This window comes from Paracoccus sp. PARArs4 (assembly GCF_947311865.1).
In the GTDB taxonomy this organism is placed as follows: domain Bacteria; phylum Pseudomonadota; class Alphaproteobacteria; order Rhodobacterales; family Rhodobacteraceae; genus Paracoccus; species Paracoccus zeaxanthinifaciens.
This window is the reverse complement of the sequence record NZ_CAMZMW010000014.1, coordinates 21,594-34,637: the sequence shown is the minus strand read 5'-3', so window position 1 is coordinate 34,637 and position 13,044 is coordinate 21,594. Positions and strand designations below refer to the sequence as shown.

Annotated in this window: 13 protein-coding genes and 1 riboswitch; of the genes, 11 read left to right on the top strand and 2 right to left on the bottom strand. The window is 72.1% G+C overall.

Annotated features, from left to right (window positions below):
• Positions 1–42: 42 nt before the first annotated feature.
• On the bottom strand, positions 43–687 hold the full coding sequence (gene cobO / locus QMZ16_RS12125; protein WP_282603463.1) for a cob(I)yrinic acid a,c-diamide adenosyltransferase: 645 nt from the start codon (positions 685–687) through the stop codon (positions 43–45).
• A gap of 16 nt (positions 688–703) precedes the next feature.
• A riboswitch (cobalamin riboswitch) is annotated at positions 704–893 on the top strand.
• Positions 894–987: 94 nt separating this feature from the next.
• Between cobO and QMZ16_RS12120 the strand changes: the two genes are divergently transcribed.
• The 7 genes from QMZ16_RS12120 to cobJ are packed head-to-tail and all read left to right on the top strand — an operon-like array spanning position 988 to position 8,754.
• Positions 988–1,341, top strand: coding sequence for a DUF1636 domain-containing protein (locus QMZ16_RS12120; protein ID WP_282603462.1), 354 nt, complete (start codon positions 988–990; stop codon positions 1,339–1,341).
• Positions 1,342–1,344: 3 nt separating this feature from the next.
• The gene (gene cobW, locus QMZ16_RS12115) at positions 1,345–2,388 is read left to right on the top strand and encodes a cobalamin biosynthesis protein CobW (RefSeq protein WP_282603461.1); all 1,044 of its coding nucleotides are present in this window, start codon (positions 1,345–1,347) and stop codon (positions 2,386–2,388) included.
• Complete coding sequence (cobN, locus tag QMZ16_RS12110; RefSeq protein ID WP_282603460.1) at positions 2,388–5,570, top strand: cobaltochelatase subunit CobN; 3,183 nt, start codon at positions 2,388–2,390, stop codon at positions 5,568–5,570. Before cobW ends, cobN begins: the two co-directional genes overlap by 1 nt.
• Positions 5,567–6,655, top strand: a complete 1,089-nt coding sequence (locus tag QMZ16_RS12105) for a precorrin-3B synthase (protein ID WP_282603459.1) — start codon at positions 5,567–5,569, stop codon at positions 6,653–6,655. Before cobN ends, QMZ16_RS12105 begins: the two co-directional genes overlap by 4 nt.
• Complete coding sequence (locus tag QMZ16_RS12100; protein ID WP_282603458.1) at positions 6,655–7,284, top strand: precorrin-8X methylmutase; 630 nt, start codon at positions 6,655–6,657, stop codon at positions 7,282–7,284. The genes QMZ16_RS12105 and QMZ16_RS12100 overlap by 1 nt, the downstream gene beginning before the upstream one ends.
• Positions 7,285–7,288: 4 nt before the next feature.
• Positions 7,289–8,026, top strand: a complete 738-nt coding sequence (locus QMZ16_RS12095; protein ID WP_282603457.1) for a precorrin-2 C(20)-methyltransferase — start codon at positions 7,289–7,291, stop codon at positions 8,024–8,026.
• Entirely contained in the window at positions 8,023–8,754 is a 732-nt protein-coding gene (cobJ, locus tag QMZ16_RS12090; RefSeq protein WP_282603456.1) for a precorrin-3B C(17)-methyltransferase, read from the top strand. The genes QMZ16_RS12095 and cobJ overlap by 4 nt, the downstream gene beginning before the upstream one ends.
• Here the strand turns inward: cobJ and QMZ16_RS12085 are convergent.
• Positions 8,727–9,458, bottom strand: coding sequence for a cobalt-precorrin-6A reductase (locus tag QMZ16_RS12085; protein WP_282603455.1), 732 nt, complete (start codon positions 9,456–9,458; stop codon positions 8,727–8,729). The two genes, cobJ and QMZ16_RS12085, sit on opposite strands and share 28 nt — an antisense overlap.
• Here QMZ16_RS12085 and cbiE point away from each other — a divergent pair.
• The 4 genes from cbiE to QMZ16_RS12065 are packed head-to-tail and all read left to right on the top strand — an operon-like array spanning position 9,457 to position 13,032.
• On the top strand, positions 9,457–10,620 hold the full coding sequence (gene cbiE / locus QMZ16_RS12080) for a precorrin-6y C5,15-methyltransferase (decarboxylating) subunit CbiE (RefSeq protein WP_282603454.1): 1,164 nt from the start codon (positions 9,457–9,459) through the stop codon (positions 10,618–10,620). The two genes, QMZ16_RS12085 and cbiE, sit on opposite strands and share 2 nt — an antisense overlap.
• Positions 10,617–10,940, top strand: a complete 324-nt coding sequence (locus tag QMZ16_RS12075; RefSeq protein WP_282603453.1) for a cobalamin biosynthesis protein — start codon at positions 10,617–10,619, stop codon at positions 10,938–10,940. Before cbiE ends, QMZ16_RS12075 begins: the two co-directional genes overlap by 4 nt.
• Positions 10,937–11,710: a precorrin-4 C(11)-methyltransferase gene (gene cobM, locus QMZ16_RS12070; RefSeq protein ID WP_282603452.1), complete on the top strand. Its 774-nt coding sequence runs from the start codon at positions 10,937–10,939 to the stop codon at positions 11,708–11,710. The genes QMZ16_RS12075 and cobM overlap by 4 nt, the downstream gene beginning before the upstream one ends.
• Complete coding sequence (locus tag QMZ16_RS12065) at positions 11,707–13,032, top strand: cobyrinate a,c-diamide synthase (RefSeq protein WP_282603451.1); 1,326 nt, start codon at positions 11,707–11,709, stop codon at positions 13,030–13,032. The genes cobM and QMZ16_RS12065 overlap by 4 nt, the downstream gene beginning before the upstream one ends.
• Positions 13,033–13,044 lie beyond the last annotated feature (12 nt).

The window sequence follows — 13,044 nt, the reverse complement described above, 5'->3', positions numbered from 1 at the left end:
ATGCCGCATTGCGGCACCGCGGTCAAAGAAAGGCCGCGCGGATCAGAACTCGACCCCGGCCTGCGCCTTGATCCCGGCCCGGAACGGATGCTTCACCTGGCCCATCTCGGTCACCAGGTCGGCAGCCTCGACCAGCGCCTCGGGGGCGCCGCGCCCGGTCAGCACGACATGGGTCATGGGCGGCTTCTCGACCGCAAGGAAATCCAGCACCTGCTGCACGTCCAGATAGCCGTAGCGGAAGGCGATGTTGATCTCGTCCAGCAGGACCATGCGGATCTCGGGGTCGCGGATCAGCTCCTGCGCCTTCTGCCAGCCGGCCTCGGCCATGGCGATGTCGCGGGCGCGGTCCTGGGTTTCCCAGGTGAAGCCCTCGCCCATGGCGTGGAACTGGCACAGATCCGCGAAATGCGTGGTCAGCAGCGTGCGCTCGCCCGTGTCCCACGCCCCCTTGATGAACTGCACCACGGCCGAAGGCATCTCGTGGGCGATGCAGCGCATGATCATGCCGAAACCGCTGCTGGACTTGCCCTTGCCGGGGCCGGTATGGACGATGATCAGCCCCTTCTCGCCGGTCTTCGTCTCCATCATGCGGTCGCGGGCGGCCTTCTTCTTGGCCATCTTGGCGCTGTGGCGGGCCTCGGTTTCGTCGCTCTGTTCCGTCACGGCCTTGGTCCTTTCGGTTGACATTCGGGGGCGGTCCGGACTTTGGTAAACCCGCGCTGGTTCCCGCCGCAAGGCGGGCGAAGAGGGAATGCGAAGGGCCACCGCCCGAACGCAGCCGCCCCCGCGACCGTGACCGGAGAGGTCGCCCGTGCCACTGGCCCCGTGCCGGGAAGGTGGGCCGACCGTTTGATCCGCAAGCCGGGAGACCTGCCAGCGCCGAACGATCACGGGCGGACGGGGTGTTTTCCGCAACCGGCAGCCGACGGCCATGGGGGCCGTCCTGTTGGCCATGCCCTGCCGCCGCAGCGAAAGGACGGGCCCGCGATGCGCGCCATTCTGCATGTCTGCACCACCTGCCGGGGCACCGACCCGGCGGCAGACCCCGATGCGCCCCGCCCCGGCGCGACCCTGCACGCCGCCCTGTCAACGGCACCGCCCGAAGGGGTCGAGGTGCGCGCCGTCGAATGCCTGTCGGCCTGTTCGCAGGGCTGTTCCGTCGCGCTGCATGCCCCGGGCAAGTGGTCCTATGTCTATGGCCGCCTGGGCCCCGAGGATGCCGCCGACATCCGCGAGGGCGCCTCGGCCTATGCCGCGACGCCGGACGGGCTGGTCCCGTGGCGGCAGCGCCCCGTCATCTTCCGCAAGCAGAGCCTTGCCCGCATCCCCCCGCAGGAGTGATCCATGACCGACCTCACCAAGACCCCCGTCACCGTCATCACGGGCTTTCTGGGCGCAGGCAAGACGACCCTGATCCGTCACCTGATGCAGAACCCGCAGGGCAAGCGGCTGGCCGTTCTGGTCAACGAATTCGGCACGATGGGCGTCGATGGCGACATCCTGAAGGGCTGCGCCGACGACAACTGCCCCGCCGATGCCATCATGGAGCTGTCGAACGGCTGCATCTGCTGCACCGTGGCCGACGACTTCATCCCCACGCTGGAACGGCTGATGGCCCTGCCGCAGAAGCCCGACCACATCCTGATCGAAACCTCGGGTCTTGCGCTGCCCAAACCCCTGCTGAAGGCGTTCGACTGGCCCGCGATCCGCTCGCGCATCACCGTGGACGGGGTGATCGCCCTTGCCGATGCCGAGGCCGTGGCCGCGGGCCGCTTCGCGCCCGACGAGGATGCCGTGCAGGCGCAGCGCCTGGCCGATGAGGGGCTGGATCACGACACCCCCCTGGCCGAGGTCTTCGAGGACCAGATCGCCTGCGCCGACGTGATCCTGCTGACCAAGGCGGACCTTGCGGGCCAGGACGGCCTGGCCGCCGCCCGCGCCGTGATCGAGGCCGAGGCCCCGCGCAAGCTGCCCATGCTGGCCGTGACCGAAGGAGCGATCGACCCGCGCCTGATCCTGGGCCTGAACGCGGCGGCCGAGGATGACATCGACGCCCGCCCCAGCCACCATGACGGTGCCGACGATCACGAACACGAGGATTTCGACACCATCGTCGTCGACCTGCCCGAGATCGACGATCCGCAGGCGCTGTCGGACCGCATCGCGGATCTGGCGCGGACGCATGACATCCTGCGGGTCAAGGGCCACGTCGCCGTTCAGGGCAAGCCGATGCGCCTGCTGGTGCAGGCCGTCGGCGCGCGGGTGCGCCACCAGTACGACCGCCCCTGGGGCGACGCGCCCCGCATCTCGCGACTGGTGGTGATCGCCGAACACGACCGCATCGACGCGCCCGCGATCCGCGCGATGCTGCAGGCCGTGCCCGCCTGATGCATGTGGTCTTCCGCGAACGCGTGGGGCTCGAGGAAACGGACGCCCCCTATGACCCCGGCCAGACGCCGGGCGACCTGGTGGCGCTGTCCTTTTCCGACAGCGACCTGGGCGCGTTCGCGGCGGGCTGGCACCGGGCGGATGGAGGGCTTCCGTCGCTGCGGCTGTGCAACCTCGTGGCGCTTCGGCACCCGGTCTCGGTCGATACCTATGTCGACCAGACGCTCTCGGGGGCCAAGGGCATCCTGATCCGCCTGATCGGCGGCGAGGCCTATTGGCCCTATGGCCTTGCATCCGTCCAGGACCTGGCGCGGCGCAAGGGGATCGCCTTGGCCGTCCTGCCCGCCGACGGGCGCGACGATCCCCGGCTGGAGGAGATGTCCACCGTCCCCGCATCGGTGCTGCGCGTGCTGCGCCGCCATTGCGACCAGGGCGGCGCGGTGGCCGCGCAGGCGGCGCTGGCGCAGATGGCCATCGCGGCGGGTCTGCACGCGGCACCCGTCGCGGGCCGCACCGCCCTGCCGCAGATGGGGTTCCACGACCCCGATCTGGGCGTCGTTCCGGCCCCGCCGCAGGGGGCCGTGCTTGTCACCTTCTATCGCAGCTGGCTGGCCGCCGCCGATACCGCCGCCATCGACGCAGTGATCCGCAAGCTGCGCGATCGCGGCATCCCGGCAATCGGCGTCTTCACCCCCTCGCTCAAGTCCGAGGGCTTTGCCGATTTCCTGCGCGGGGCCGACCTGCGCCCGCGGGCAATCGTCAACGCCACGGGCTTCTCCGCCGCGCCCTTCGGCGGGCTGACCTGCCCCGTCTTCCAGATCGCGCTGTCCACCAACCGCCGCCGCGAATGGGCCGAGGCCGAGCGTGGGCTGTCGCCATCCGATCTTGCGATGAACGTCGTCCTGCCCGAGGTGGACGGGCGCGTCTTCGCGGGCGTCGTCAGCTTCAAGTCCCCCGCGCCGCGCGATTCCCTGCTGCAATATTCGCGCTTCGCCCATCGGCCCGACCCCGCCATGGTGGGTGCGGCATGCGACCGGATCGCGGCATGGCTGCGCCTGTCCGAACGCGACGGGCCGCGCGTGGCGATGGTGCTGTCCACCTATCCGGGGCGGGACTGGCAGATGGCCCACGCGGTCGGGCTGGACGCGCTGGCATCGGCGGATGCGGTGGCGGGGATGCTGGGGCACGCCCCCCTTGCGGCAGAGCTGGCCGAGGCCGCGATCCGCTGGCCGCTGGAGGATTACCGTGCGGCGCTTGGGACGCTGCCACAGGCGCTGCGGGACCGGCTGCGGGCCGAATGGGGCGATCCCTCGGACGACCCCGATTGCCGCGACGGCGCGTTCCACCTGCGCGCGCTGGTCCGCGACGACCTGATCCTGGCGCTGCAACCCGAGCGCAGCCACCGAAAGGGGCGCGAGGACGAATACCACGACCTGACCCGCCTGCCCCGCCACGCCTATGTCGCCTTCTACCTGTGGCTGCGGGCGCAGGCGCCCGATGCGCTGATCCACATGGGCGCGCATGGCACGCTGGAATGGCTGCCGGGCAAATCCGTCGCGCTGTCGGGCGAATGCTGGCCGCAGGCGCTGACCGGGGCGCTGCCCGTCATCTATCCCTTCATCGTCAACGACCCGGGCGAGGCCGCGCAGGCCAAGCGACGCCTGGGCGCGGTCACATTGGGGCACATGCCCCCGCCGATGCGTGCCGCCAGCCTACCCCTCGGCATGGCCGCGCTGGAACGCCTGCTGGACGAATATTCCACCGCCGACGGGCTGGACCCCGCCCGCCGCGACCGCCTGATCGCCGATATCCGCGACGAGGCCCGCGCATCGGGCGTGGAAACCGACCTGGGCATCCCCGCCGATGCCTCGGCCGCCGAGGCGATCACCCGGATCGACCGCTTCGTCTGCGACATCAAGGAAAGCCAGTACGGCGAGGGGCTGCATGTCTGGGGCAGCGGCCCCTGCGGCGATGCCGAGCGTCGGGGCCTTACGACCGCGCTGGCGGGGCGCTTCGTGGCCCCCGGGCCGTCCGGCTCTCCCGCACGGGGCCGGTCCGATGTGATGCCCACGGGGCGGAATATGTTTTCCACCGATCCGCGCGCGGTTCCGACGCCCGCCGCCCATGCGCAGGGCGTGAAACTGGCCGAGGAGCTGCTGCGCCGCCACCTGCAGGACCACGGCGACTGGCCGCGCGGGCTGGTCGTCGATCTGTGGGGCAGCGCCACGATGCGCACCGCGGGCGAGGAATTCGCCATGGCCCTGCACCTCGCCGGTCTGCGCCCCGCCTGGGACGAAGGCTCGGGCCGCGTCAGCGGGGTCGAGGTCGTGCCCCTTGCGCTGCTGGGCCGCCCGCGCATCGACGTGACGCTGCGGGTCTCGGGGCTGTTCCGCGACGTGTTCCCGGTGCTGGCGCAGATGTTCCAGACGGGCATCCGCGCACTGGCCGAACGGGACGAGGCTGCGGACCAGAACCCCTATGCCACCGATGCGCCGCGTGTCTTCGGCCCCGCGCCCGGCAGCTATGGGCTGGGGATGGGGACCGCGCCCGACAGCTTTACAGATGCCGCCCGCGCCGCCGCGGGCGAGGCATGGCTGGCCGCGTCCGAATGGGCCATCGGCGCGGACGGGCAATCGCGCCGCGACCGAGAGGCGCTGGACCTGCGCATGGCCGGTGCCGACAGCTTCGTCCACGCGCAGGACCTGCCGGAATCGGACCTGCTGCTGGCCGCCGACTATGCCGCGCACGAGGCAGGCTTCGCCGCCGCCGTCGCGCGGATCGGGGGCGCGGCGCCCGCGCTCTATCACCTGGACGCGACGCAGCCCGACCGCCCCCGCGCCCGCACCCTGCCCGAAGAGATCGCCCGCACCGTCCGCGCCCGCGCCGCCGATCCCGCATGGGCCGACGCGATGACCCGCCACGGTTTCCGCGGCGCGGCCGAGATCGCGGCGACGCTGGACCACATGGCGGCCTTCGCGCATCTGGCGGGCGCGGTGCCGCCGCATCTGTTCGACCTCTATCACGACGCGACGCTTGGCCGCCCCGAGATCGAGCGTTTCATGGCCGAGGCCAACCCGGCCGCCCTTCAGGCGATGCGCGACCTGTTCCGCCGCCTGCACGATGCGGGCCTGTGGGTGACGCGCCGCAACTCCATCGCCGCAACCCTGGGGGCCGCCGAATGAGCGGGATCCGGGGATGGTGTCCCGGCGCCCTGCGCCCGATGGAATCCGGCGACGGGCTGGTCGTCCGCATCCGCCCGCGCGGCGGCAGGCTGAGCCGCGTGCAGGCCAGAACCATCGCCGACGCCGCCGAGGCATGGGGCAACGGCACGATCGAGCTGACGGGCCGCGCGAACCTGCAACTGCGCGGCGTCACGCAGGCCACCCACGCCCCCCTGCTGGACGCGCTGTGCCAGGCCGACCTGCTGGACCCCGACCCCACGACCGAGCAGCTGCGCAACATCGTCGTCACGCCCTTCGCCACGCCCGCGACCGACCGGCTGGCCGCCGATATCGCCCGCGCCCTGACAGACAGCCGCCTGCCCCTGCCCGCCAAGTTCGGCATCGCGATCGACGACGCCCAGCCCGTCCTGACCGATGCCCCCGCCGACATCCGGGTCGAGGGCGACCTGATCCGCGCCGACGGCATGCCGCTTGCCGCCCCCCTGCGCGGACCGGACGACGTGGTCGCGATGGCCCGCTGGTTCCTGGACCAGGGCGGCGCGCCGGGCGGTCGGGGCCGCATGGCCGCGCTGATCGCCACGGGCATCCGCCCTGCCGCCGACACTCCCGCACGCCCCCCCGTCGCGCGCCCCGCCCCCGGCGCGACGCCTGCCGGGATGCTGGCGGGCTTCGAATTCGGCCAGATCCCGCCCGACACGCTGCGCAGGCTGTCGCGCCTTGCGCCCCTGCGGATGACGCCCTGGCGCATGATCATGGTCTGCGCGGCCCGCAGCCTGCCCGCGATGCCGGGGCTGATCCAGCGGCCCGACGACCCGCTGCTGCGCACCCATGCCTGCCCCGGCGCCCCCGCCTGCGCCTCCGCACATGCGCCAGTGCGCCAGCTGGCCCGCGACCTTGCGCCCCTGATGCCGCAGGGCGCGGTGCTGCATGTCTCGGGCTGCGCCAAGGGATGCGCCTGCCCGCGCCCCGCCGACCTGACCCTGACCGCGACGCCGCAGGGCTTCGACGTGATCCGCCACGGACGCGCCTCGGACCCGGCCGGGCTGCGCGGGCTTCACCCCGACCAACTGACCAAGGTGCCCTGATGCCCCACCACTATGAAACCGACGGGGCCGCGATCTATCGCCAGTCCTTCGCCACGATCCGGGCCGAGGCCGATCTGGTCCGCTTCGACGCGGACGAGGAACCGGTCGCCGTGCGGATGATCCACGCCGCCGGGCTGGTCGGGCTGGAACGCGACATCCGCTTCACCCCCGGCATGGCGAGCGTCGCGCGGCAGGCGCTGGCGGATGGCGCGCCGATCCTCTGCGATGCGCGCATGGTCAGCGAGGGGATCACCCGCCCCCGGCTGCCCGCAGAGAACCCCGTCATCTGCACGCTGAACGATCCGCGCACGCCGGAACTGGCGCAGCGGATGGGGAATACCCGCAGCGCCGCCGCGCTGGAGCTGTGGCGCCCCCATCTGGCCGGCGCGATCGTCGCCATCGGCAACGCGCCCACCGCGCTGTTCCACCTGCTGAACATGCTGGAAGATCCCGACTGCCCGCGCCCCGCCGCCATCATCGGCTGCCCCGTGGGCTTCGTCGGCGCGATGGAATCGAAGGACGCGCTGATGGCCGCGCCGCCCGTGCCCTCGCTGATCGTGCAGGGGCGGTTGGGCGGATCGGCCATCACCGTCGCCGCCGTCAACGCGCTGGCCAGCCGGAAGGAGTGATCGGATGGGACGCATCATCTGCGCGGGGCTGGGGCCGGGCGACCCCGACCTGATATCGGTCCGCGCCGACCGCGCGCTGCGCGGCGCAAGGCAGGTGGCCTTCTTCCGCAAGCCGGGTCGGCAGGGGCAGGCCCGCCGCATCGTCGAGGGCATCCTGCCCGCGGGCATCCCCGAACACGCGATGGAATACCCCATCACGACCGAGGTGCCCTTCGACAGCCCCGCCTATAACGACGCGCTGGCGCGGTTCTACGACGACTGGGCCGACCGGCTGGCGGCGCTGGCCGCGGCGGACGACCTTGTCGTCCTGTGCGAGGGGGATCCGTTCTTCTACGGATCGTTCATGCATCTGTATGTCCGCCTTCAGGGCCGCGTCGAAACCGAGGTGATCCCCGGCATCACCGGCATGTCGGGCTGCTGGACCGCGACCGGATCGCCCATCACCTGGGGCGACGACGTGCTGACGGTTCTGGCCGGGACGCTGCCGCAGGCCGAACTGGAACGGCGCATGGCCATGTCGGATGCCATCGTCGTGATGAAGACGGGCCGCAACCTCCCCCGCATCCGCGCCGCGCTGCAGGCGGCGGGCCGTCTGGACGACGCCTGGCTGATCGAGCGCGGCACCATGCCCGACCAGCGGCTGGCACGGCTGCGCGACGTGGACGCGGCCGACTGCCCCTATTTCGCGATCGTCATGGTCCACGGCCATGGCCGCCGCCCCGAAATCAGGTGCCCCGAATGAGCGGTCGCATCACCGTCGCGGGCCTCGGCCCCGGTGCCGATGCGCTGGTCACCCCCGAGGTGACGCAGGCCCTGGCAGAGGCGACCGATGTCATCGGCTATATCCCCTATGTCGCGCGGGTGGCGCCGCGCGCGGACCTGCGGCTGCACCCGTCGGACAACCGGGTCGAGCTGGACCGCGCCCGCCACGCGCTGGACCTGGCCGAGGACGGCGCGCGGGTGGTCATCGTATCCTCGGGCGATCCGGGGGTCTTCGCCATGGCCGCCGCCCTGTTCGAGGCGCTGGAGGAACGCGGCACCGATCCCGACATTCGCATCCTGCCGGGGATCACCGCCATGCTGGCCGCCGCGGCCCGCGCGGGGGCGCCCCTGGGCCATGATTTCTGCGCGATCAACCTGTCGGACAACCTCAAGCCCTTCGCGCTGATCGAGAAACGCCTGCGCCACGCCGCAAGGGGCGATTTCGCGATGGCCTTCTACAACCCGCGTTCGAAATCGCGCCCCGAGGGGTTCGCCCGCGTGCTGCAGATCCTGCGCGAGGAATGCGAACCCGAGCGCCTGCTGATCTTCGCCCGCGCGGTCTCGACCCCGGACGAGGAACTGCGCATCACCTCGCTGGCCGAGGCCACCCCCGAGATGGCCGACATGCGCACGGTGGTGATCGTCGGCAATTCCGCGACGCGCCGCGTGGGGCGGTGGGTCTATGCGCCCAGATCGGCGGGGGCGTGATGCAGCCAGTCCAGCACCTCTGCCGGATGGGCCGCGTGCGGACGCGGCGGCAGGACGGGGCGGTCGATCATCACGACCTGCACGCCCAAGGCGCGCGCGGCATGCAGCTTGGCCTCGGCCCCCGCGCCGCCGCTGTTCTTGGCCACCAGGTGCGTGGTGCCGTGGCGGCGCATCAGATACAGGTCTCCATCGACGGTAAAGGGGCCGCGGTCGATCACCACCTGTGCGCGGGGCAGCGGCGGGGCGGTTGGCGCATCGACCAGCCGCAGCAGCCAGCGATGCGGCAGATGCGCGAATTCCGACAGGTGCATCCGTCCGATCGCAAGGAAAACCCGCGCCGGATCGCGCGGCAGCACCGCGGCAGCGGCGGCCATGTCGGGCACGTGCAGCCACCCCTCGCCGCGCCATGCCGGACGGACCAGCCGGATCAGCGGCAGGCCCAGCGCATCGCAGGCCGCATGGGCATTGGCGCTGATCCGCGCGGCAAAGGGATGGGTCGCGTCGACCACATGGGTGATGCCCTCGCGGCGCAGGTAATCCGCCAGCCCCTCGGGACCGCCGAAGCCGCCGATGCGCATGGGGATGGGCATGGCCAATGGCTGCGCCGTCCGGCCCGCAAGGCTGTAGATCGCATCCATCCCCGCCAGCGCATCCGCCATGCGGCGGGCCTCGGTCGTGCCGCCCAGAAGAAGGATGCGCGTCATGTCTGAACCCTGGCTGTCGATCATCGGTCTGAACGAGGATGGCCTGCCGGGCCTTGGCGCCGCAAGCCGGAAGGCGCTGGAGGACGCGCGCATCGTCTTCGGCGGGCCGCGTCACCTGGCGCTGGCAGGGGTGGGCGCGCGGGGCCGCGAATGGCCCGTGCCCTTCGATCTGGCCCCGATCCTTGCGCTGCGGGGGGAACGGGTGGCGATGCTGACCTCGGGCGATCCGTTCTGGTTCGGCGCGGGCGGCAGCATCGCGGCGCATCTGGACCCGACGGAATGGCGGGCCTTTCCGGTGGCGGGGGTCTTCTCGCTGGCCGCCGCGCGCATGGGCTGGCGGCTGGAACGTTGCGCGACGCTTGGCCTTCATGCCGCGCCATTCACGCAGCTTCGCCCGCATCTGCATCGCGGCTGCCGCATCATCGCGACCCTGCGGGACGGCAATGCGCCTGCCGCGTTGGCCGAATGGTTGCGCGACATGGGCGCGAATGCGGCGCGGCTGACGGTGCTGGAGCGCCTGGGCGGCCCGCGCGAACGCGTCGGCCCGCTGCGGGACGGCCACGAGGCCCCCGTGGCCGTCGCCATCGACGGCGACTACCTGCCCGCGGGCTTCGGCCTGCCCATGGCGGCGGGGCGGGCGGACGAGTTGTTCGACCATCGCGGCCAGATCACGAAATCGCCCGTCCGCGCGATGACGCTGGCCGCGCTTGCCCCCCGACCGGGGGAGCTGCTGTGGGATATCGGCGGCGGGTCGGGGTCGATCTCGGTCGAATGGGCGTTGGCGGGGGGACGCGCCATCTGCATCGAACCGCGCGAGGATCGGTTGGACCTGATCCGCAGCAACCGCGACCGCTTCGGCGTGGCGCATCGCATCGACGCGCTGCAGGGCACCGCCCCCGATGCCCTGCGCGATCTGCCCGCACCCGACGCGATCTTCGTGGGCGGCGGCGGCAGCGCAGAGCTGTTCGACGCCATCCTTCCCCTGCCTGCCCGCATCGTCGCCAATGCCGTGACGTTGGAGACCGAATCCCTGCTGGCCACGCTGCATGCCCGCCATGGCGGCAGCCTGACCCGCATCGCCCTCAGCGAGGCCGCGCCCCTTGGCGGCATGCGCGGCTGGCAGCCCGCCCGTCCCGTCACCCAATGGAGCCGCCCCGCATGAGGATCGCGGGCATCGGATGCAGGCCGGGCACGCCGCCCGCAGCCATCGCCACCGCGCTGACCCGCGCAGGCGGGGCCGACCTGCTGGCGGGCATCGCGGCACGCGCGCCCGAATTGCGGGCCGCCGCGCAGGCGCTGGCCCTGCCCCTGCGGCTGGTCGATGTCGCGGGCATCGAAACCCCCACGCAATCGCCCCGCATCCTGAACCTTTTCGCCACCGGATCGGTGGCCGAGGCCGCAGCCATTGCCGCAGGGGGCCGCCTTCTGGGGCCGCGCACCGCCTGCGGCCCCGTCACCATCGCCATAGCCGAGGTTCCATGACCGTCCACTTCATCGGCGCCGGACCGGGCGCCGCCGACCTGTTGACCATCCGCGGGCGCGACCTGATCGCCGCCTGCCCCGTCTGCCTCTATGCCGGCAGCCTGATCCCGCCCGCGCTGCTGGATCACTGCCCCGAAGGCGCGCGGATCGTGAATACCGCCCCCCTCAGCCTGGACCAGATCATCGACGAGATCGCATCCGCCCATGCGGCGGGCCATGACGTCGCGCGGCTGCATTCGGGCGATCTGTCGGTCTGGTCGGCGATGGGCGAGCAGCTGCGCCGCCTGCGCGCGCTGGACATTCCCGTGCAGGTGACGCCCGGCGTGCCCAGCTTCGCCGCCGCCGCCGCGGCGCTGCAATCCGAACTGACCCTGCCCGGCCTTGCGCAATCGGTCGTCCTGACCCGCACCCCTGGCCGCGCATCCGCCATGCCCGAGGGCGAGAGCCTGAGCGCCTTCGCCGCCACCGGCGCCACGCTGGCGATCCACCTGTCGATCCATGCGCTGGACCGCGTGGTGGCCGATCTGTCCCCACACTACGGGCCGGATTGCCCGGTGGCGGTCGTCTGGCGCGCAAGCTGGCCCGACCAGCGCGTCATCCGCGCGCCCCTTGCCACCATCGCACAGGCGGCCCAGGGCATCGACCGCACCGCGCTGATCCTTGTCGGCCCCGCACTTGGCGCCGAGGGGTTCCAGGAAAGCCGCCTCTATGCCGCCGATTACGACCGCCGGTACCGCCCGACCGGCCCCAACCCCAGGTTCCCCGAATGACGCCCGGACTGATGATCTCTGCCCCCGCATCGGGCACCGGCAAGACGGTGCTGATGCTGGGCCTTCTGAACGCGCTGCGCCGCCGCGGCATGGATGTGCAGCCTTTCAAGTCGGGACCGGACTATATCGACCCGGGCTTCCACCGCGCGGCCTCGGGGCGGCCGTCCTTCAACCTGGATTCCTGGGCGATGGAGCGGGGGCGTATCCTGACTCATGTCACCGCCCAGCCGGATGCCGACCTAGTGCTGGCCGAGGGGTCGATGGGCCTGTTCGACGGCGTTGCGCATCGGGGCGAATCCGGCATCGGCGCCAGCGCCGAGATCGCGACGCTGACGGGCTGGCCGGTGGTTCTGATCATCGACGTGTCGGGGCAGGCGCAGTCGGCGGCGGCGGTCGCGCGGGGCTTCGCCACGCTGCAGCCCGACCTGCCCTTTGCGGGGGTGGTGCTGAACCGCGTGGCCTCGGCCCGGCATGAAACCCTGATCCGCGAGGGGATGGACCGCGCGGGCATCCGCGTGCTGGGCGCGCTGCCGCGACAGGGCAACATCACCCTGCCCGAACGCCATCTGGGCCTTGTCCAGGCCGAAGAGACCGAGGGCCTTCAGGCGATCCTGGACCATGCGGGCGACTTCATCGGCGCGCATTGCGACCTGGACGCGATGCTGGGTGCGGCGGCGGCCCGCCCCCTGCCGCCCGCCGATCCGCCCACCGCCATGACGCCCCCCGGCGGGCGGATCGCGCTCGCGCGGGACGCCGCGTTCTCCTTCACCTATCCGCATGTGATCGACGCGTGGCGGCGGGCGGGCGCGACGATCCTGCCGTTCTCGCCGCTGGCCGACGAGGGGCCGGACGACGGCGCGGATTGCTGCTGGCTGCCTGGCGGATACCCGGAACTGCACGCCGGACGGCTGGCCGCTGCGGACGGATTCCGGCAGGCCATGCACCGCTTTGCCCGCACGCGGCCCGTGCACGGGGAATGCGGCGGCTACATGGCGCTTGGCGCGGGGCTGGTCGATGCCGAGGGGCAGCGTCACCCGATGCTGGGCCTGCTGGGGCTGGAGACCAGCTACCACAAGCGGCGGATGCACCTGGGATACCGCCGCGCGACACCGCTGGCGCCGCTGCCGGGGCTGGGACGCGCCGCGCTGCGGGGGCACGAGTTCCACTATGCCTCGATCCTGTCCGAACCCGATGCGCCCCTGGCCCATGTCACCGACGCGAATGGCCGCGAGGTCGCGGAAACCGGCAGCCACCGCGCGACGGATGGCGGCGGGCAGGTCAGCGGGACGTTCTTCCACCTGATCGCGCCCGCCGCGACTTGACGGAAGCGTGAT